15 protein-coding genes and 4 pseudogenes are annotated in these 19148 nt (G+C 70.0%); 9 read left to right on the top strand and 10 right to left on the bottom strand.

Going from position 1 to position 19148, the window contains the following annotated elements; all coding sequences use genetic code 11:
• Nucleotides 1-150: 150 nt before the first annotated feature.
• Nucleotides 151-1080, top strand: a complete 930-nt coding sequence (locus OHA64_RS04105) for a hypothetical protein (RefSeq protein WP_405607915.1) — start codon at nucleotides 151-153, stop codon at nucleotides 1078-1080.
• Between the two features lie 115 nt (nucleotides 1081-1195).
• Here OHA64_RS04105 and OHA64_RS04100 read toward each other — a convergent pair.
• Nucleotides 1196-1632: pseudogene (locus tag OHA64_RS04100) on the bottom strand (transcriptional regulator); the annotation flags it as partial.
• On the opposite strand from OHA64_RS04100, the pseudogene OHA64_RS04095 reads away from it, so the two are divergent.
• Nucleotides 1628-1726 (top strand): annotated as a pseudogene (locus tag OHA64_RS04095) (short-chain dehydrogenase); the annotation flags it as partial. The pseudogenes OHA64_RS04100 and OHA64_RS04095 overlap by 5 nt on opposite strands.
• A 25-nt stretch (nucleotides 1727-1751) precedes the next feature.
• Here OHA64_RS04095 and OHA64_RS04090 read toward each other — a convergent pair.
• On the bottom strand, nucleotides 1752-3287 hold the full coding sequence (locus tag OHA64_RS04090) for a hypothetical protein (RefSeq protein ID WP_405607912.1): 1536 nt from the start codon (nucleotides 3285-3287) through the stop codon (nucleotides 1752-1754).
• 218 nt (nucleotides 3288-3505) lie between these two features.
• On the opposite strand from OHA64_RS04090, the gene OHA64_RS04085 reads away from it, so the two are divergent.
• Nucleotides 3506-4177: a hypothetical protein gene (locus tag OHA64_RS04085; RefSeq protein ID WP_405607909.1), complete on the top strand. Its 672-nt coding sequence runs from the start codon at nucleotides 3506-3508 to the stop codon at nucleotides 4175-4177.
• A gap of 42 nt (nucleotides 4178-4219) precedes the next feature.
• Here OHA64_RS04085 and OHA64_RS04080 read toward each other — a convergent pair whose 3' ends face one another.
• The 5 genes from OHA64_RS04080 to OHA64_RS04060 form a co-directional block, all read right to left on the bottom strand.
• The gene (locus OHA64_RS04080) at nucleotides 4220-4807 is read right to left on the bottom strand and encodes a DUF1097 domain-containing protein (RefSeq protein WP_405607906.1); all 588 of its coding nucleotides are present in this window, start codon (nucleotides 4805-4807) and stop codon (nucleotides 4220-4222) included.
• 2 nt (nucleotides 4808-4809) lie between these two features.
• Entirely contained in the window at nucleotides 4810-5844 is a 1035-nt protein-coding gene (locus tag OHA64_RS04075; RefSeq protein ID WP_405607903.1) for an alpha/beta fold hydrolase, read from the bottom strand.
• 44 nt (nucleotides 5845-5888) lie between these two features.
• Nucleotides 5889-7136, bottom strand: a complete 1248-nt coding sequence (gene fmdA / locus OHA64_RS04070; protein WP_405607900.1) for a formamidase — start codon at nucleotides 7134-7136, stop codon at nucleotides 5889-5891.
• Between the two features lie 35 nt (nucleotides 7137-7171).
• Complete coding sequence (locus OHA64_RS04065) at nucleotides 7172-7453, bottom strand: FmdB family zinc ribbon protein (RefSeq protein ID WP_405607897.1); 282 nt, start codon at nucleotides 7451-7453, stop codon at nucleotides 7172-7174.
• A gap of 110 nt (nucleotides 7454-7563) precedes the next feature.
• A complete protein-coding gene (locus OHA64_RS04060; RefSeq protein ID WP_405607894.1) occupies nucleotides 7564-8661 on the bottom strand; it encodes a substrate-binding domain-containing protein in 1098 nt (365 codons plus the stop codon).
• Between the two features lie 158 nt (nucleotides 8662-8819).
• Here OHA64_RS04060 and OHA64_RS04055 point away from each other — a divergent pair, with 158 nt between their 5' ends.
• Nucleotides 8820-9260, top strand: a complete 441-nt coding sequence (locus OHA64_RS04055) for a MarR family winged helix-turn-helix transcriptional regulator (RefSeq protein ID WP_405623859.1) — start codon at nucleotides 8820-8822, stop codon at nucleotides 9258-9260.
• Nucleotides 9261-9495: 235 nt separating this feature from the next.
• Here OHA64_RS04055 and OHA64_RS04050 read toward each other — a convergent pair.
• Together OHA64_RS04050 and OHA64_RS04045 are read right to left on the bottom strand one after the other, a co-directional pair.
• Nucleotides 9496-10407, bottom strand: a pseudogene (locus tag OHA64_RS04050) (2-hydroxyacid dehydrogenase); the annotation flags it as partial.
• Nucleotides 10408-10656: 249 nt separating this feature from the next.
• Nucleotides 10657-10812 (bottom strand): hypothetical protein, encoded by a 156-nt coding sequence (locus OHA64_RS04045; RefSeq protein WP_405607891.1) that lies wholly within the window; start codon nucleotides 10810-10812, stop codon nucleotides 10657-10659.
• Between the two features lie 194 nt (nucleotides 10813-11006).
• Between OHA64_RS04045 and OHA64_RS04040 the strand changes: the two are divergent.
• The 5 genes and pseudogenes from OHA64_RS04040 to OHA64_RS04020 all read left to right on the top strand — a co-directional run.
• Nucleotides 11007-11351, top strand: a pseudogene (locus OHA64_RS04040) (sugar ABC transporter ATP-binding protein); the annotation flags it as partial.
• Nucleotides 11351-12574: an ABC transporter permease gene (locus tag OHA64_RS04035; protein WP_405607888.1), complete on the top strand. Its 1224-nt coding sequence runs from the start codon at nucleotides 11351-11353 to the stop codon at nucleotides 12572-12574. The pseudogene OHA64_RS04040 and the gene OHA64_RS04035, both read left to right, overlap by 1 nt.
• Before the next feature lie 137 nt (nucleotides 12575-12711).
• Complete coding sequence (locus tag OHA64_RS04030; RefSeq protein WP_405623858.1) at nucleotides 12712-13830, top strand: substrate-binding domain-containing protein; 1119 nt, start codon at nucleotides 12712-12714, stop codon at nucleotides 13828-13830.
• Nucleotides 13831-13977: 147 nt separating this feature from the next.
• Nucleotides 13978-17235: a transketolase gene (tkt, locus tag OHA64_RS04025; protein WP_405607885.1), complete on the top strand. Its 3258-nt coding sequence runs from the start codon at nucleotides 13978-13980 to the stop codon at nucleotides 17233-17235.
• 167 nt (nucleotides 17236-17402) lie between these two features.
• Nucleotides 17403-17963, top strand: a complete 561-nt coding sequence (locus tag OHA64_RS04020; RefSeq protein ID WP_405607882.1) for a snapalysin family zinc-dependent metalloprotease — start codon at nucleotides 17403-17405, stop codon at nucleotides 17961-17963.
• A 76-nt stretch (nucleotides 17964-18039) separates the two neighbouring features.
• Here the strand turns inward: OHA64_RS04020 and OHA64_RS04015 are convergent, their stop codons facing one another.
• Nucleotides 18040-19017 (bottom strand): bile acid:sodium symporter family protein, encoded by a 978-nt coding sequence (locus OHA64_RS04015; protein ID WP_405607879.1) that lies wholly within the window; start codon nucleotides 19015-19017, stop codon nucleotides 18040-18042.
• Nucleotides 19018-19148: the final 131 nt, after the last annotated feature.

The following is a 19148-nucleotide window of genomic DNA, read 5'->3' as shown; positions in this document are numbered from 1 at the left end:
GTCATGGGGCACGGTCCGGGCGCGGCGGCGTCCATGGGCTGCCACCGGTCTTCTGTACGAGCGGTTCTCGCCTGGGTCTGCCCCCGCCCTGCCGTACCGGGGGCGCCGCCCGAGGTGCGCGATGGCCCCACTCGTTGGAATCTGTTGGTCATGCAGCGTAAGGGTGTGCGCAAAAGCGGAGGGCATGACACAGAGGGGCTTCTGGACGAGCTCTACGCGACGCCGCCTCCCGGCTTCGTCTCCCGCCGTGAGGAGCTGGCTGCCGAGGCCAAGGCGGAAGGGCGCATCGAGGACGCCCGCCTGATCCATGCCGCTCGCCGCCCCACGCTCGCGGCCTGGGCAGCGAACGTGCTGCTGCGTTCGCAGCCGGTGGCGAGTCAGCGGTTCCTGGAACTCGGGCGGGCGTTGCGCGAGGCCTACCGAACCCTGGATGCCGACGGCATCAAAGACCTGTCCGACCAGCGCCGGAGCATCGTCTCAACCCTGTCCCGGCAGGCTGCCGCGCTGGCCCGCGAAGCTGGTCACCCGCTGTCGGACGCGGCGCAACAGGACGTCGCATCCACACTGCAAGCCGTGCTCGCCGATCAGGACGCGGCGGATCGGTGGGCCACCGGCCGACTGCAGAGCGCCCTCACCCCGCCTGCGGACTTTCCGTCCAGCACCGCCGCCCCAGCCGACGCACAGCCGCAGTCGACACGAGCGCCGACTGCGACGCGGTCTTCGCGGACGCCGGCGAAGGACGAACTCGGCCAGCGTCGCCGCCAGAGGCAAGAACAGCTCGCCCAGGCCCGCAAGGCCGCCAAAGCGGCCGATCAGCGGCTTCGCAGGCAGCGCGCCGCCCAAGAGGACGCTGAGGCGGCGATGGAGCAGGCACGCGACCGGCACGAGCAGGCCCGCCAGCAGGTGTCCGCGGCCGAGGAGCAGCTGCGGCAGGCACGCGAGGAGCTTCGGAAGGCGGAGCAAGAACAGCAGGCAGCCGAGGAACGGTGCCGGGCGGAGGCTGACGCCGTGGCCCGGGCCGAGCAAGCGGCGCAGGACGCTTCGCGGGAGGTGGATCGTCTGGCCACCCCCGTCGGATAGGCGTCGGTCGTCCGTCGGTACGTCGGGAACGCCGACCTGCTAAGGAGCTCGACCGCCCGCCCGCGTGCGCGCGGTCTTCCTGCCGACGCCGTGGACCGTTCACCGAAGGAGAAGATCAAGACCGGTCCGGAGATCGCTCACCGGACGTTGCGCCCACTGATCGTGGGGTCGCTGCCCAGCTGGCCAGGAGCCTCAAGCGTTCCTCCGTCCGAGAACCCGGTTCCGGTGTGTAGACCACCAGCATCTGATCCGGCTCCCCGGTGACGGTCAACGTCTCGTACGGCATGCTGAGTTTGCCCACCACGGGGTGCAGCATGCGCTTCGCCCCGTACGTCTTCTCCTTGACCTGGTGGTCCGCCCACAGGCGGCGGAAGTCCTCGCTGCCCAGGGACAGTTCGCCCACCAGCGTGGCCAGTTGCTTGTCGTGCGGGTGGTGCCCAGCGTCCAGGCGCAGATACGCGACCGTCTCTCCGCGGCCACCGCGGGCCAGTCCGGATACAGTTCGCGCGCCTGCGGGTTGAGGAACACCTGGCGCGGCATGTTGCGCTCCCCGGACGACATCGCCGACCTGATCGTCTACACGACGAGCCGCGCTCGCCATGTGAACCTGCGCCAGGCGATCGTGCTGCCGACGCGGCAGGCGTGAAAATGGCGACACCCCGCTGACCTCTTCACTCGGCTGCTGGGGCACACATCTGGGACACCAGGCCGGACATCACGGCCGAGGGCAGAGAGGGGTTGGCGGCTGCTGCTTCCACCACCTGCCAGTCGGCGTCGGTGAGCAGTTCCACGATGACCGGCGGCGACAGTGCCGGATGGCCGGCGGCTATGGGCCTCGCCCGTTTGTCCGTCAAGCAGGCGAGCAGAGCTTGGGCCGTCGCGTTTGGGTGCCGTGCGATCTCGCGGAATGCCTTCTGCGCCGATGGTTCGTGCCGGGTCAGGTCCTCCAGCAGCGCCGGACTCGCGTCCGGGTTGGTGGCCACCCTGGCCAGGACCTGGACTCCGTATCGGTCGACCATGGCGCGCAACCGCGCATCGGTGAGGCCCGGGTGCGGAGCGATGGACTTGACCACCCTCGCGTCGGGGTCGGTGGCCAGCGCGTCGCGGATCTCAGGCGGCAGATCGCGTCGTTGGGCCAGAAGCATGCGCATGGCCGGGTTCGCCGACCGGGCCAGCTGCTGCACCTCGGCGGGCGATGCGGCGGCGATCCTCGGCAGCAGGGTGGCACCGATCCTGGTGGCTCCGGCCAGGCGGGAGAGCACGTCGAGCGGCACCTGTGGGTTGTGTGCGAGCCTGCGCCGCACATCGTGGCCGCGGTCGTCCGCCAGTGTGCGGAATAGGGCGTCGTCGATCGCGGGGTTCTCGGCGAGGTCCGCTCGGACACCGGGAACGGGGTCCGTGGCCAGCCGTCTGTACACCTCCGGGGGCAGGTCGGTGCGGGCGGCGAGCGCCCAGCGCACGAGCGTCGAAGGATCGTCGGGGAAGCCGACGACGGCTTCGACGGGTGTCGCCGGGTTCTGCAGTGCCGCTTCCCGTATGTCGTGCACGGTGGACTCGTGGGACCCGTCGCAGGAGGCGCCCGTCCGCAGCTCGCAGTCGGGCCGAGGGCATTGCGGATCGTGGACGAACGGCGTCGCTTCACGATCGCAGACCAGGCATCGCCGCGCCGGAGGCAGCCCCTCGCCGGTGACGAGCGCCGCCAGTACCTCCGGGGGCGTCGCCTCGTTGACGGCCACCGCGCGGCGGACCTCGGCATGTGGATGAGCCGCCAGCCTGGCGGCCACGTCGGATGTGGTCCACAACGCGAGCTCCTCGACAACGCGTACGTCCGGGTCCGCGACGAGCGCCTCCACCACGTCGGCCGGGAGACCGGCGCAGGCAGCCAGCTTCTCCCGGTGCTCCACGACCGGATCCGCCGCGAGGAGACGCGCCCACTCCGGCCTGCCGGCTTGCTCGTCGAGCAAGGCGAGAGCGGCGTACGGCTGTGCCGCTGGATCGACGTCGGCGGCGGTCAGCAGGCCCTCGTGAGCCAGCCGCACACCGCTCTCCTCCACACGCGAGAACATCGCGACCGCCTGCGCATGGCTGAGGTCCGCCCGACCGGCCAGGTCTGCGTAGATGTCGGCGTCCGCGACCGCGATCAGCCGGTTGACCAGCGCGGACGAAAGGGCCGTATTGGCGGCGAGCCCGCACAGGAGATGATTCACGGAAGGCATCCTGCCTGGACCGTGACCGATCGGCTCAGGATTTCCGCGTCATCCGAGTTGTCAATGGCACCCGGGCACGCCCAGGGCGCGGTACTCGGTGGAAACCGCCCGCTGAAGTATTCAGTCATGGCAGGGACCCCAACTGACCGCTGCTGGGCGGAATCTCGGTTGCCGAGGAGGCGCGCCGCCCGTGATCCTGAGGCCATGAGGTACGTCATATGCGGTTGAGGCTGCGCCAGTTCAGGCCCCGGACCGGGCCGCACGAGCATCGGATCGTCCAGCCCCGACAGTCACTTCGCCACACTTCCCTGACCGCCCCCGAGCCCATCGGTCTGCTGCTCGGCGACCACGACGGGCTGAACCGGCTCGCGGGCCTGTTCTCCTTCGCCGCCTACTCCCGGCACACCATCGTCCACATACCGTTGCGCGACGGCGTCCCGCCCGACGAGGGCTTCGGTGAGCGGGTCGACCTCGTCCTGGCCCACCACACGCTCGGCCTTCGTACCAGCAAGTGGCCCGAGTTGCGGCGCAAGTTGGTGAACGGCCCTCCGCTGACCGTCCGCACCGACGAGGCCCGCACCGCCCGGGACGCCGCCTCCTGGCGAGAGCGCTGGGAGCATGCCGACTTCCGGGACGAGCTGCGGCACGCCACCCACGCGCGGACGTTCTTCCTGTTCGGCAGCCGGGACGTCTTCGCCGAGACCGCCATGGGTTTCGCCCGGGCGGCGGGCTGGGGCCCGCGCCAGAAGCGCGTCGTCAAAGGCCACTCGGTGTTGATGTCGTCGCTCCCGACGCTGGTCCAGGCGCCGGGCGGCGGACATCCCCTCGAGGTGCTGATCTGCTTCAAGCCGTATCCGCCCTACGCCCACTTCAAGCGGCCGGGACGCTGAGGGGGCGGGCCGGTGGTCGGCCCGCCCCCTCAGTGAGCCGTCCTAAGGTGTCACCTCCGCGTTCTCGTACTGCTTCGCGGGTTCGGGTTCGGGTGTGGCGGCCGGCGGGGCGAACATCAGCCGGAGGCCGAGGGTGGCCGCGAGCGGGCCCAGGGCGCACATCGCGGCGGCGCTGACGAACGAGGCGCCCAGATTCCCCGCGTCGTAGCCGAACCCGCCGAAGTAGGTGGCGAAGGTCGACGCGAAGCCGAAGAACATCGCCGGGATGAGAGCGAACGGCTTCAGCCGGCCGGTCGCCAGCAGGGTCCCGTTGACGACGAAGATCACCACTCCCAGGGCCACGGTCTGGGCGAACTCCCCGGTGCCGAACATGGTGCCCGTCTCCCGGTTGAGCAGGACGGCCACCACGGCGAACCCCGCCCCTGTCGTCGTGGCAGTGATCATGGAGATGGCGTTGGCGATGCTCGGACCGCCCTGCATGAACGTTCCGGCCCAGGTGATGAAGATCGCCCAGGTCGGCATGTGGAGCGGGCTGAGGAGCAGGAAGACCGTGGCGAAGGCGACGATCGACGCGCTGACCTCGTGCGGCAGTCTGATGCGTCCGGCACGGACGGTACGTACGCTGCTCATGGCTACGCCAACCCGCCCGGCTTGGCCAGCAGTTCCTTGATACCCGTGTCGATGAACTCGGTGTCCTTGGGGCTGCTGCCGCCGCCGGCGAAGTGACCCCAGATACCGGGGATCACGCGGAGTTCGGCGCCCGGTATGTGGCCGACGGCCCAGGCCTCGTCCTCCGGCGGGAAGTAGAGGTCCTTCTCGGCGGGCATGTCGAGCGTGGTCGCCTTGATGGAGCCGAGCGCCGCCTCCGTGTCCCCGTTGAAGCCGGGGGTGAGTCCGACGTCGCCGTTCTGCCAGGTCCAGAGCATGGTGAGCAGGTTGTTGGGGTCGCGGCCGTCGAGGAAGAAGCCCTCCCAGAAGCCGACGAGGAAGTCCTCCAGGGAGGTGTAGCCGAGCTTCTCGTACTCCTTCTCCCAGTAGAACGCCTGCGAGAATCCCCATCCCGCGTACACCCGGGCGAGCGCGCGCAGTCCGGTGGTCGGCCACTTGTCCGCGTCGTACCAGCCGCCGTTGTAGACCGCGTCGGCGGTCAGCGCGGCCTTGACGCCCTCCAGGAAGACCTTGTTGTGGAGGCTGGTGCGCGGGGAGCCGCAGAAGGGGGCGATCCGCTCGACCATCTCCGGGTAGCTGACAGCCCACTGGAAGGTCTGCCCCGCGCCCATCGACCAGCCCGTCACGAGCGCGATCTTCTCGATGCCGAACTCCTCGGTGACCAGCTTGTGTTGGGCCTCGATCTGGTCGTACACCGTGATGTGCGGGAAGCGGGCGCGGTCGTACGGTGGCGGGGTGTTGCTCGGCGAGGTGGACAGGCCGTTGCCGAGCATGTTCGGGACGATGATGAAGTACTCGGCCGGGTCGAGGGCCATGCCGGGGCCGATGAGCCACTCGTTGTCCCAGTGCCGCCCGGAGTACCAGGTGGGGTAGACGATCACGTTGGACTTGTCGGCGTTGAGTTCGCCGTAGGTGGTGTAAGCGAGCGTGGCGCCACGCAGGGTGGCGCCGTGCTGGGTGGTGAAGTCACCCAGCTCGAAGGTGAGATGGTCGCTCATGGGACTGCCTTTCAGGAGGTACGGAACCGGGCCTCGCAGGGCTTTCAGGACGTGACGGCGCACTGGCCGCGGTCTGCTCTCCTCGGCCCCTCGGCTGTCGGCCGGATGTCGAAGTCGAAGATCGCCGTGGGGAGGTAGAGGGTGCTGCACGCGTTGGGTATGTCCACGACGCCGCTGAGCCGGCCCTCGATGGGTGCCGAGCCGAGCAGGAGGTAGGCCTGCTCTCCGCTGTAGCCGAAGGTCGTGAGGTAGTCGACGGCGTTGAGGCAGGCGTTCTTGTACGCCATCGTCGCGTCGAGGTAGTGGTTGGTGTCGGTCTCGTGGTCGACGGAGATGCCGACGAACGAGATGAACTCGGTGTACTGCGGAGCGACGTTGCCCGGCATGAAGATCGGGTTGGTGGTGACCCCGTACTTCTCCATGCCGCCCTTGATCAGGTCGACGTGCAGGTCGATGAAGCCGCCCATCTCGATGGCCCCGCAGAAGGTGATCTCGCCGTCGCCCTGGCTGAAGTGCAGGTCGCCGCCGGAGAGCAGGGCGCCGGGGACGAGGACGGGGTAGAAGACCCGCGAGCCGCGCGTGAAGTTCTTGATGTCGTGGTTGCCGCCGTTCTCCCGGGCGGGGACCGTGCGGGCGCCTTCGGCGGCGATGAGGGAGGCGGTCTCGCCGGTCGCCGTGCCGGCCAGCGCGTTGTCGGCGAGCGGGGGCAGGGCGAGCGCCGGTACCCGGTGCGGGTCGGTGTCGATGAGGGCCTGCTCGCGGGCGTTCCAACGGGCCAGCAGCTCGGCGGAGGGCGCGGTGCCGAACAGGCCGGGGTGGGTGATGCCGGTGTAGCGGACGCCGGGGAGGTGGCGTGAGGTGGCCTGCTGGCCGTGGAAGTCCCAGACGGCCTTGTACGAGTCGGGGAAGCGGTCGGTGAGGAAGCCGCCGCCGTTGTTCTTGGCGAAGACGCCGGTGTAGCCCCAGCCCTCCCCGGAGCCCTCGCCCTGCGCCTGCGGTACGGGGCCCAGATCGAGGATGTCGACGACGAGCAGGTCACCGGGCTCGGCGCCCTCCACCGCGATCGGGCCGCTGAGCATGTGGGCGTGGGTGAGGTCGACGTCACGGACGTCGTTGGCCGAGTCGTTGTTGCCGATCTGGTTGTCGGTCCAGTCGCGGCACTCGATGCGGAAGTCCGTGCCCGGCTTCACGGTGACGGCGGGCGGGATGTCGGGATGCCAACGGTTGTGGCCGGGGACCTTCTGGTCACGCATGGACATGGCCTGGTCGACGCTGAAGACGACTTCGGGCATGGGTTGCCTCCAAGGACAGGTGTGCCGAGCGGGGGTCAGGGCTTCGGCAACTGGGCGTGCCGGGGATCGGCGTGCGGGCCGGGACGGCGGTGGGTCGGCGGCACCTCGGTGACGACGCGTGGTTCGTGGGCGCTCGCTTCCTGGGCGCGCAGGGCGCGGGCCAGCGGAGCGGACGTGCGGCTGAGCATCGGAGCGGTGAAGACGCGGCGGGCCTGGTCGGCGCAGGTTTCGCAGGGTTCTTCGGGCAGGGCACGGCCGATCGGACGGATCACGTCGAAGGGGCCGCAGTGGGCGCAGCGGTAGCGATAGGTGGCCATGGACAACCAACCTCCAAATGCTTCGAGAAAAAAGTATTTCTGACCGAAGCAATTGGGCAAGGGTTGGGCGTGTTACGTGCGTGTAAAAGGTGGCCGCGCCGCGGTTCCTGCTAGGGCAGCTGCTGGAGCACGTCCCACCGCAGCCCGTCGGCCGCGGCGAGGAACACGCGCTGTTCGAGATGGCGGTCCTGTATCCGGACCGTGCCGCGCGGAGACTCGTACTCGAGTCCCTCGGCGGCCGCCTGGATTCGGGGCACATCCACGGTTCCGGCCCGCCGCAGCAGCTCGATGAGCATGCGGACACCCTCGTAGCAGGACTCGCCGAGGCTGTTGAGCACCGGCGCCCGGGGCCCGAACCGGCGTCCGTACGCGGCGGCGAAGTCGAGACCCGAAGCTGTCGGCAGGTCCTCGAAGTAGCCGGCCGAGGTCATCAGGCCCCGGGTGTTCTCCGGTCCGGTCGCCAGCAGGACGTTCTCCTCGATCAGCGAGCTGAACCGGATGTGGTCGCGGTCGAGCCCGGCCGCGGTGAACGCGCGGTTGAAGAGGACGGCGTCGTCACCGATCAGCAGCATGAGGACGGCCTCGCAGTCGCTGGCCGCGACCCGGGCCAGAACCGGACCGAAGTCCTTGGTGCCGAGCGGCACGTACATCTCGTCGCAGACCTCGCCGCCGAGTTCGCGCAGGTAGCGGCGGGCGGCGCGGGCGGAGGAGCGGGGCCAGACGTAGTCGTCGCCGACGATGGTCCAGCGCCGGATGCCGAGTTCGCAGGCGAACCACTGCAACGCGGGCCGCAGTTGGCGGCCCGGGGTCTCGCCCGTGAGGAACACGCCGGGGGACCGCTCGCCGCCTTCGTAGAGCGCCGTGTAGACGTACGGCACGCGGCCGTCGATGCGCGGGGCGACGACCTCGCGGACGGCGGAGATGTGCCAGCCGGCCACCGCGTCGATGACGCCGCCGGAGATCAGCGCGTCGACCTCGCTCGCCACCTGCTCGGGCGGCGCCCCGCCGTCGACGAGCGTGAGACGTAGTTCCCTGCCCAGCACGCCGGACTCGGCGTTGACCTCCTCGGCCGCGAGCTGGGCACAGCACTCGCAGGACGGGCCGAAGATCCCGGCCGGACCCTGGAGCGGAACCACCAGGGCGACATCCAGCGCGTCCCCGGTCCGGCCTGCCGGAGAGCCGAGCCGGACAGACGCCTTCTCGATCATAGGCGCTCACACTAGCCATTGGTTGCTACGAGAATATTTCGCAGCGATAAGGAAATGACTGTATCGTGGGAACCGCCTCAGGCGAACCCTGTCTGCCGCGCGAGCTCCCCACGAACGACCGCTGCAGCCCACACACACCCACGAATCTTGGCAGGGCGATGACCACGACCACCCCCACGATCGCAGCCGACCTCGACCTGGCGCGAGCCCTCACGCTCGTGGAGCGGACCGTCGTCCAAAGGCTCGGTGAGGCACTGAAGGCGGAGGGCGCGACGCTCGAGGAGTGGCGTGTGCTGTCGTTCCTCGGCGACGGCGCCGGACATCCGATGACGGAGGTCGCCGAGTCCGCCCTGCTGACCGCACCGACCCTGACCAAGGTCGTCGACCGGATGGTGTCCCTCAATCTCGTCCTGCGCCGGGTGGACGACGCGGACCGGCGGCGCGTCCTGGTGTTCGCGTCGGAGCGGGGCAGCGAGGCGCTGACACGCTGGACCGCGGCGGTCGAACGCGAGCAGGAGTACATCGTGACGGCCCTCGGCACCGAGGAGACGGCCCTGCTGCGGACGTTGCTGCAACGGGCCTCGAGGCGGCTGGGCTGACGGGCCCGCGCCCGGATCGTCGCCGGGGCCTCACGAACCCGAGTAGTTGAGGAGGGCTGGACAAGCGCCTGCGCCGACAGAACCGGCGGCGGGGCCATGCCCCTTCAGGGCAGCACGACGTCCACTCCGCCGGCGTCCCTCGCGGCGACCGGACGGGCCGCCCCATGGTCTCCGGCACCGGAGTCGGCGCTCTCTCCCCGTCCAGTACGGCCTCGATGTTGCGTGCCGCCAGGTCCACCATCGCCGCGCGTGTTGCCTCCGTCGCCGAGCCCACGTGCGGCAGGACCACCAGGTGCGGCTCGGCGAACAGCGGATCGGCGGGGTCCGTTCGCGGCTCGTCCGTCATCACGTCCAGCCCCGCCGAGTGCAGTGTCCCGTCGCGCAGCGCGGTGAGCAGAGCCTCCTCGTCGACGACTCCGCCCCGTCCGGTGTTGACGAGCGTCGCCGTCGGCTTCATCAGAGCGACCTCGGGCCCGCCGATCATGCCGACGGTCTCGGGCGTCAGCGGGGTGTGCACGGACACCACGTCACTCGTGCGCAGCAGTTCGGCGAAGGTGACCCAGCGGGACAACTCGCCGTCCTCCCTGCGGCGGGGATGGTGGTGCTGGACCCGCATGCCGAATCCGGCAGCCCGGCGCGCGAGGGCCTTGGCGATCTGCCCGTAGCCGATGAGCCCGAGTGTCGTGCCCTGTACGTCGAGCCCGAGGAAGGCGTCCATCCTGAAGGCACCCCACTCGCCGCGCCGCAACGCGTCCATGCTGGCTTCAAGGCGCCGCCGCGCCATCAGGATCAGGGCCATGGCCACGTCGGCGGTGGTGTCGGCCAGTACGTCGGGGGTGTGGGTGACGACCACACCGCGCGCGGCGGCGGCGTCGACGTCCACGCCGTCGTAGCCCATCGACGCCAGCGCCACGACACGGAGGCCGGGGCCGGCGGCGTCCAGCAGGGCGGCGTCCACCCGGTCACTGCCGAGGACGAGCAGTCCCTCGCAGCCCCGGACCAGCGCGCACAGCTCGGCCGAGGTGGGCGGCGCCGTCCCCTCCCACGCGGTGACGTCGTACCGCGAGGCGAGCCGCCGGACGGCGGCCCCTGGCAGACCGGTGCGGCTGAGGGCGACGCGTGGACGGGGCACGGGGGCGTCGGACATGCTGAACTCCCTTGATCGGACGAGGCGGTGGCGGGTAGGGGAGTCTGTCCTGCCGGGCGTGGGGTGGCCCGGCCGGGCAGGGCGTCAGGTCGCCTTGTTGGACTGCGACCTGGAACCGGCGGGCGACCTGGAACCGTCCCGAGCCGCACGCGGCTCGGGACGGCTGCGACTGCAAGTCCGCGGCCGGGTGGTCGGCCGGAGTCGGGCGGTGAGCGTCATTGCCGTCATGTGGGCCGACCCTTTGCCTGCTCAGGTTGTTGTCGGACCCGCGAAGTCGAGGAGCACCTTGCAGGAACGCGCCGGGTCGGCTGCCAGTTGGAACGCCTCGGCGGGGCGCGTCACGGGAAGTACGGAGGTCACCACCGGATCGACCGGAAGGCGGCCGTCGGCCAGCGCCCGGAGCACCTCGCCGAGCTCGGTGTCGAAGCGGAAGGAACCGACCAGCCGGAGCTCCCGCGTGATCAGCGCGTTCGCTGCGACCGGGGTGTCCCCGGGCGGCGCCCGGCCCCGACAACGGCAAGCCCGCCCTCCACTACATGTCCGACCTGGGTGACGTCGAGGCCCCCGAACCGTCCTGCCACAAGGACTTCATCGCCGTCGAGGCACCCATCGCGACCCTCTCCGGAGGCAACCAGCAGAAGGTCATGATCGGCCGCTGGCTGCGCCTCAGCAGGCGCGTCGTGATCCTGGAGGAGCCGACCGCGGGAGTCGACGTCGGCGCCAAGGCAGAGATCTACCGCCTGCTCGACGACGCCCTCGCCCAGGGACTCGCGGTCCTCCTCATCTCCACCGACTTCGAGGAAGTCGCCGACGTGTGTCACCGCGCCCTGGTCTTCGTACGGGGCCACGTGACCGCCGAACTCAGCGGTGAGGCCCTCACCGTCACCGAACTCACCCACGCCGCGTCGGCCATGCCGGCGCTGACCGGAACGGCGGACAACTGATGGCCACCGAGACCGAATCCGCCCGCCGGCAGGCCGGCGGGCCCGCCGAGCGGCCCAAAGGGATACCCCGCGGGCCGCGCAGGCAGTCACCCGGCGGCACCGACAAGGGTGCGGACCGCGGCGCCATCGCCGCCCGGGTGCGCGGCGGCCACCTCATCGGCACCTACGGCCTGTTCGGCCTGACCGTCCTGCTGTTCGTGATCTTCGCGCTGGCCCTGCCGGACACCTTCCCGACGATGGACAACGCCTCGTCGATCCTGTCCAACCAGTCGATTCCCGCGATCCTCGCCCTCGGCGCGATGATCCCCATCGTCACCGGCAAGTTCGACCTCTCCGTCGGCTACGGACTCGGCTTCGCCCACGTCCTGGCCATGCAACTCATCGTGAACAGCGGCTGGTCCTGGCCGATCGCCTGCGTCGCCGTCATCCTCGGCGGCGGCATCATCGGCGTACTCAACGGTCTGCTGGTGGAGTTCGCCAAGATCGACTCCTTCATCGCCACCCTCGGCACCGGCAGCCTCCTGTACGCCTGCACCGGCTGGATCACCGACGGCGCCCGGATCGTGCCCGGCCCGCACGGACTGCCCCCGGCCTTCACCGACCTGTACGACTCCGAGTTCCTCGGCCTGCCGGTCCCCGCCTTCTACGTCCTCGCGCTCGCCGTGCTGCTGTGGCTGCTGCTGGAGCGCCTGCCGCTCGGCCGCTACCTGTACGTCATCGGCTCCAACGCCCGCGCCGCCGACCTCGTCGGCATCCCCACCCGCCGGTACGGCATCTACGCCTTCGCCGGTTCCGGACTCGTCGTCGGCTTCGCGGGCGTCCTGCTCGCCGCGCAGCAGCAGATCGGCAACCCGAGCGTCGGCATGGACTACCTGCTGCCCGCCTTCGTCGGCGCGCTGCTCGGCTCCACCGCCATCAAACCGGGCCGCGCCAACGCCGCCGGAACCGTCGTCGCCGTCGCCATCCTCGCCATCGGCCTGGCGGGCATCCAGCAACTCGGCGCCGAGTTCTGGGCCACGTCCCTGTTCAACGGCGGCACGCTGCTCCTCGCGGTCGGCCTGGCCGGCTACTCAGCCCGCCGCCGACTGCGGGCCGGGGCCAGTGCCACCCCGCGTTCACCGTCCGCTCCCGGCACTGACCCGGCGACGGAGCAGCCGACGCCGGCCGTCACCGGTTCGTCCGTCACCGGTTCGTCCGACGGTGTCGCGCCGCGCACTCCCTGACCGCGGCCCACCCAGGACCGCACCTCCCTTTCTTCTCCCCGTCTGTCCGTCTGCCCGTCTCGCCGCCCGCTTGCCGTACGTCCTCAAGGAGCACCGCTGTGTCGTACCACCCCACCCGCAAGGCAACCATCAGAGCCGTGGCCGCCCTGGCCGTGATCACCGCTTCCGTCGCAGGTTGCACCCGGGGTTCCTCGAGCACCGGCTCCACCGCCGTGGGCGGATCCTCGAAAGCCGGCTGCCCGGCCGTCCTGGCGACGGCGAAGAAGGCGGTTGCGGGCGCCGAGGCCGTCGACGCCCCCTGGGGCGGGCCGAAGACCGGTCCCAAGGCGGTCGCAGGCAAGACGATCGTCTACGTCGCCCAGAGCATGACCAACCCCGGTGTCGCGGGCGCCGCCGACGGTGTCCGGGAGGCCGCCAAGACCATCGGCTGGAAGGTGAGGATCATCGACGGCCAGGGCACCCCGGCCGGTATCCAGGCCGCGGTCAGCCAGGCCGTCGCCGTGAAGCCCGACGGCATCGTCCTGTCCGGCTTCGACCCCAAGTCCACCGCCCAGCAGGTCGCGCAGGCCGACGCCGCCGGTATTCCGCTCATCGGCTGGCACGCCGTCGGCACACCCGGCCCCAGCAAGGACCCGAAGCTCTTCAGCAACATCACCACCAAGGTCGAGGACGTCGCGAAGATCAGCGCCGACTGGATCATCAGCCAGTCCAACGGCCGGGCCGGCGTGGTGGTCTTCACCGACGCCTCCATCCCGTTCGCCAAGGGCAAGTCGGACCTGATCGAGAAGGAGCTCGCCACCTGCTCCGACACCAAGGTGCTGTCCACCTCCAACATCCCGATCGCCGACGCCAGCAGCCGCACCCCGCAGGAGGTCTCCGCGCTGCTGTCCCGCTTCGGCTCCAAGTGGACGTACTCGGTGGCCATCAACGACCTGTACTTCGCCGACGCGGCACCCGCGCTGCGGGCCGGTGGCAAGCAGGGCAACGGTGCCCCGTTCAGCATCGGCGCGGGCGACGGCGACCCGTCGGCCTTCCAGCGCATCAACAGCAGGGCGTTCCAGGCGGCCACGGTGCCCGAGCCGCTGTCCGAGCAGGGCTGGCAGATCGTCGACGAGTTCAACCGCTCCTTCGCCGGCAAGCCCGCCAGCGGCTACATCGCGCCGGTGCACATCACGACGGCGGCCAACAGCAGCGGTGGCTCCTCCTGGGACCCGGCGGGATACCGCGAGGCGTACCGCGAGCTCTGGGGCAAGTAGGCGACACCGTCGGCTCTGGCAGGTCCCTCCCGGTCCGTCCCGACGGGAGGGACCTTTCCCTCAGTCACGGCGCCTTCTCTTCCCCTCTCCCCTCTCGTTTCTTTCCTTCTTCTTCCTCCGTCCCCACACAGACACAGGAGCTCACGAGTGAATCCGCACTCGACCACCGCAGATCTCGAGTGGACCGAGTTGGATCAGCGGGCCGTCGACACCGCCCGCGTCCTGGCCGCCGATGCCGTACAGAAGGTCGGCAACGGCCATCCCGGTACGGCGATGAGCCTGGCGCCTGCCGCGTACACCCTTTTCCAGAAGGTGATGCGGCATGACCCGGCGGACGCCGACTGGGTGGGCCGGGACCGCTTCGTGCTGTCTGCCGGCCATTCGTCCCTGACCCTCTACACGCAGCTGTACCTGGCCGGTTTCGGTCTGGAGCTGGAGGACCTGAAGTCGTTCAGGACGTGGGGGTCGAAGACGCCGGGGCATCCGGAGTACGGCCACACCACGGGTGTGGAGACGACGACGGGCCCGTTGGGGCAGGGTGTGGCCAACGCGGTGGGCATGGCGATGGCCGCCCGTTACGAGCGCGGTCTGTTCGACCCGGAGGCTGCTGAGGGCACCTCGCCCTTCGATCACTTCGTGTTCGCGATCGCCGGTGACGGCTGTCTGCAGGAGGGCATCTCCGCGGAGGCGTCCTCGCTGGCCGGTCACCAAAAGCTCGGCAACCTCGTCCTGTTGTGGGACGACAACCACATCTCCATCGAGGGCGACACCGAGACAGCTGTCTCCGAGGACACTGCCAAGCGCTACGAGGCGTACGGCTGGCACGTGCAGCGGGTGGCCGCCAAGCCGGACGGCGACCTGGACCCGCACGCCCTCTACGACGCCATCGAGGCCGCCAGGCAGGTCACGGACCGGCCCTCCTTCATCGCGATGCGCTCGATCATCGCCTGGCCCGCCCCCAACGCCCAGAACACCGAGGCCGCGCACGGCTCCGCGCTGGGCGACGACGAGGTCGCGGCCACCAAGCGCGTCCTGGGCTTCGACCCCGAGCAGACCTTCGAGGTCGCCGACGAGGTCCTGACCCACACCCGCGCACTGGGCGAGCGGGGCCGCCAGGCCAGGGCCCAGTGGGAGAAGTCCTTCCAGGAGTGGCGCAACAACAACGCCGAGCGTGCGGCCGAGTTCGACCGGATCGCCGCGGGTGAGCTGCCCAAGGGCTGGGAGGACAAGCTTCCGGTCTTCGAGACGGGCAAGGGTGTCGCCACCCGTGCCGCGTCCGGCAAGGTGCTGCAGGCGCTCGGCGCGGTGATCCCGGAGCTGTGGGGCGGCTCGGCCGACCTGGCCGGCTCCAACAACACCACGATCGACAAGACGAGCTCCTTCCTGCCCGGGGACAACCCGCTGCCCGAGGCGAACCCGTACGGCCGCACGATCCACTTCGGCATCCGCGAGCACTCCATGGCCGCGGAGATGAACGGCATCGCCCTGCACGGCAACACCCGTATCTACGGCGGCACCTTCCTGGTGTTCTCCGACTACATGCGCAACGCGGTGCGCCTGTCGGCGCTGATGCACCTGCCCGTCACCTACGTCTGGACGCACGACTCCATCGGCCTGGGCGAGGACGGCCCCACGCACCAGCCCGTCGAACACCTCGCCTCCCTGCGCGCCATCCCGGGCCTGAACGTGGTCCGCCCGGCGGACGCGAACGAGACCGCGATCGCCTGGCGCGAGATCCTGCGCCGCTACACCAAGGTCTTCGGCAAGGGAGCTCCGCACGGCCTCGCGCTGACCCGTCAGGGCGTGCCGACGTACCAGCACAACGAGGACGCGGCCAAGGGTGGTTACGTCCTGTTCGAGGCCTCCACCGGGACGCCGGAGGCGATCCTCGTCGCGACCGGTTCCGAGGTGCACGTCGCCGTCGAGGCCCGTGAGCGGCTCGAAGCCGACGGTGTGCCGACGCGGGTCGTGTCCATGCCGTGCGTGGAGTGGTTCGAGGAGCAGGACCAGGGGTACCGGGACAGCGTCCTGCCGCCTGCGGTGAAGGCGCGTGTCGCGGTCGAGGCCGGGATCGGTCTCACCTGGCACAAGTACGTGGGAGACGCCGGCCGCATCGTTTCCCTGGAGCACTTCGGCGCTTCGGCGGACGGCAAGGTGCTCTTCCAGGAGTTCGGCTTCACCGCCGAGAACGTGGCGGCCCAGGCCCGGGAATCGATCGCCGCAGTCCATGACACTCTCCCTGCTCTGGACAGCGACGGCAAACGCCGTCAGGTAGGAGAAGCGGCTTCCATGACCGGCGACCCCCTCGAGCGCCTCTCCGAGGAAGGCGTGTCGATCTGGCTGGACGACCTCTCCCGCAGGCGGATCACCTCCGGCGACCTCGCCGAACTGATCAAGCACAAGCATGTGGTCGGCGTGACCACCAACCCCACCATCTTCGAGCAGGCGGTCGGCACAGGCGACGACTACGCGGAGCAGATCCGTGACCTGACGCTGCGTGGGGTGACGGTTTCCGAGGCGGTCCGCATGATCACGACGGCGGACGTCCGCGACGCCGCCGACATCCTGCGGCCGGTCTTCGACGCCACCGACGGCCACGACGGCTGGGTCTCCATCGAGGTCGACCCGCGTCTCGCGCACGGTACGGCCGCAACCGTGGCCGAGGCCAAGCAGCTGGCCTGGCTGGTGGACCGTCCCAACACCCTCATCAAGATCCCCGCCACGGAGGCGGGTCTCCCGGCGATCACCGAGGTCATGGGCCTCGGCATCAGCGTCAACGTCACGCTGATCTTCTCGCTGGAGCGCTACCGCGAGGTCATGGACGCGTTCCTCGCGGGCCTGGAGAAGGCCAAGGAGCGCGGCCTGGACCTCTCGAAGATCCACTCCGTGGCGTCCTTCTTCGTGTCCCGCGTGGACACCGAGATCGACAAGCGGATCGACGCGCTCGGCACCGACGCCGCCAAGGCCGCCCGCGGCAAGGCCGGCGTCGCCAACGCCCGTCTCGCCTACCAGGCGTACGAGGAGGTCTTCTCCTCGGACCGCTGGAGCACGCTGGAGAGCGCGGGCGCCAACAAGCAGCGTCCGCTGTGGGCGTCGACCGGTGTCAAGGACCCGGCGTACAAGAAGACCATGTACGTCGAGGAACTGGTCGCGCCGAACACGGTCAACACCATGCCGGAGGCGACCCTGTTCGCCACCGAGGACCACGGTCAGATCCGGGGCAACGCGATCACCGGCACCTACGAGCAGGCCCGCGCCGACCTCGCTGTCCTCACCGGACTGGGAATCTCCTGGCGCAACGTCGCCCACGTGCTCGAGACCGAAGGGATCCGCAAGTTTCAGAAGTCATGGGAGAGCCTTCTGAATGCCGTGCGGTACGCGCGACCGGGCCACGTCTCTGAGTGATCATCGAGCCCGCACCTGGCGGTTTGCGGGCCATGTGCATCGGCCACCCGCGGGGGAGAGCTGGTGGTGGCGCAGTTTGACGGATTGCGGTCTGTGGGGTGGGGGCAGTGAGCTGACATGGTGTGGCATGCACATGCCTTCCTCACCCCCCCCACAGGAGGTCGACCATGTACTCGCGCACGTTGGTTCATGGCTTCACCGCTGCCCTCACCACCGCTCTCGCTCTGGTCGGCGGCCAGGCCTACGCGACGCCGGACTCCGGTGATCAGCCGCTCGCGGCCCGCGTCGTCACCTATGACGCAGGCGCCTCGGCGGAGTTCAGGGCCGCTGTCGATCGTGGCGCGGCGATCTGGAACGAGAGCGTGGACGCCGTCGAACTGCGCCCGGCGACCGCCGGGCAGCGCGCCAACATCCGGATCCTGGCCGACAACGGCTGGCCCCGGGCGCTGACAACCTCGCTCGGCAACGGAACGGTCTACATCGGACGGCAGGCCGTGAACGAGGGCTACAACACGGTCCGGATCTCGGCGCACGAACTGGGCCACATCCTCGGCCTGCCGGACCGCAAGCCCGGGCCCTGCACCAGCCTGATGTCGGGGTCCAGCGCCGGCGTCTCCTGCACGAACCCCTATCCGAACACGGCCGAGAAGTCGGAGGTCGAGGGGAACTTCGGCGCCGCACTCACCCGCCCGGCGCCGGTTGCCCGCACCGTGGAGATCGTGGACTGAGCCGGGTACGTGCGCGGGGACGCCCCGTCCCCGCGCACGCTGGTCAGCCGACGGAGCTGACGGAGACGACGCGCGGTCAGCGAGGCCGACGGGACAGCCAGGCGGCGGCCAGGGCACCCGAGATGTTGTGCCACACGGAGAAGACCGCGGCCGGCAAGGCGGCCAGTGGACTGAAGTGAGCGGTGGCCAGCGAAGCTGCGAGCCCGGAGTTCTGCATTCCGACTTCGAAGGCCATGGCACGGCTCCCCGGCTCGCCCAACCGGGCGATACGTCCCGCCCCGTAACCCAGGGCCAGACCGAGGCCGTTGTGCAGCACGACGGCGACGAAGACCAGCAGGGCGGCCGATTTGATGGCGTCGGCGCTGCCCGCCACGACAACGGTCACGATCACGCCGATGGTCAGTGCGGACAGCCAGGGCAGCACCGGCAGGGCCCGCTGCATGTGGCGGCCCGCCACGAGCCGTACGACGAGGCCGGCGCAGACCGGGAGCAGCACCGTCTTGAGGATGTCGGTGACCATGGAACCGGCGTCGACCGGCAGGTACTCGCCCGCCAGCAGCAGCGTCAGGGGCGGAGTGACCAGCGGGGCCACGAGCGTGGAGACGGTGGCCACGGAGACGGACAGCGCGACGTCACCGCGTGCCAGATAGGTCACCACGTTGGAAGCGGTACCGCTGGGGGCGCAGCCGACGAGGATCACGCCCGCGGCGAGCTGCGGCGGGAGCTGGAGCAGGTGGGCGACCGCCCAGCCGAGCCCCGGCATGATGACGTAGTGGGCGACCAGCCCGAGGACCACCGCCCAGGGCCGCCTGGCGACACCGTGGAAGTCCTGCGGGGTCATGGTGACGCCCATGCAGAACATCACCACGCCCAGCAGATACGGCACCGCCTCGCCCCAGCCGGTGAAACTCCCCGGCAGTAGAAGGCCGACGGCGCCGGCCAGGAGGACGAGAACGGGGAAGACGGTGACGGCACGTCGGGCGGAGCGGTCGGCGACGACTTCACTGCCATGGGGTTCGGACTGTCGGGACTGTTCGGGTTGTTCGGTACTCACCGTGCGAGACAACGCTTGGTCAGGAGCATGACGCAAAAGCGTCTCGCGATGTGATCACCGGTGCAGGATCCATGCGGTCGCGGTCGCGGTCGCAATCCGCAGGCCTACCGTCAACCGCCAACTTCCAAGGG

The sequence above is a fragment of the Streptomyces sp. NBC_00076 genome (genome assembly GCF_045041235.1).
Classification (GTDB): Bacteria; Actinomycetota; Actinomycetes; order Streptomycetales; family Streptomycetaceae; genus Streptomyces.
Note: the sequence above shows the minus strand (reverse complement) of the source record. Positions and strands in the feature narration are given on the sequence as shown.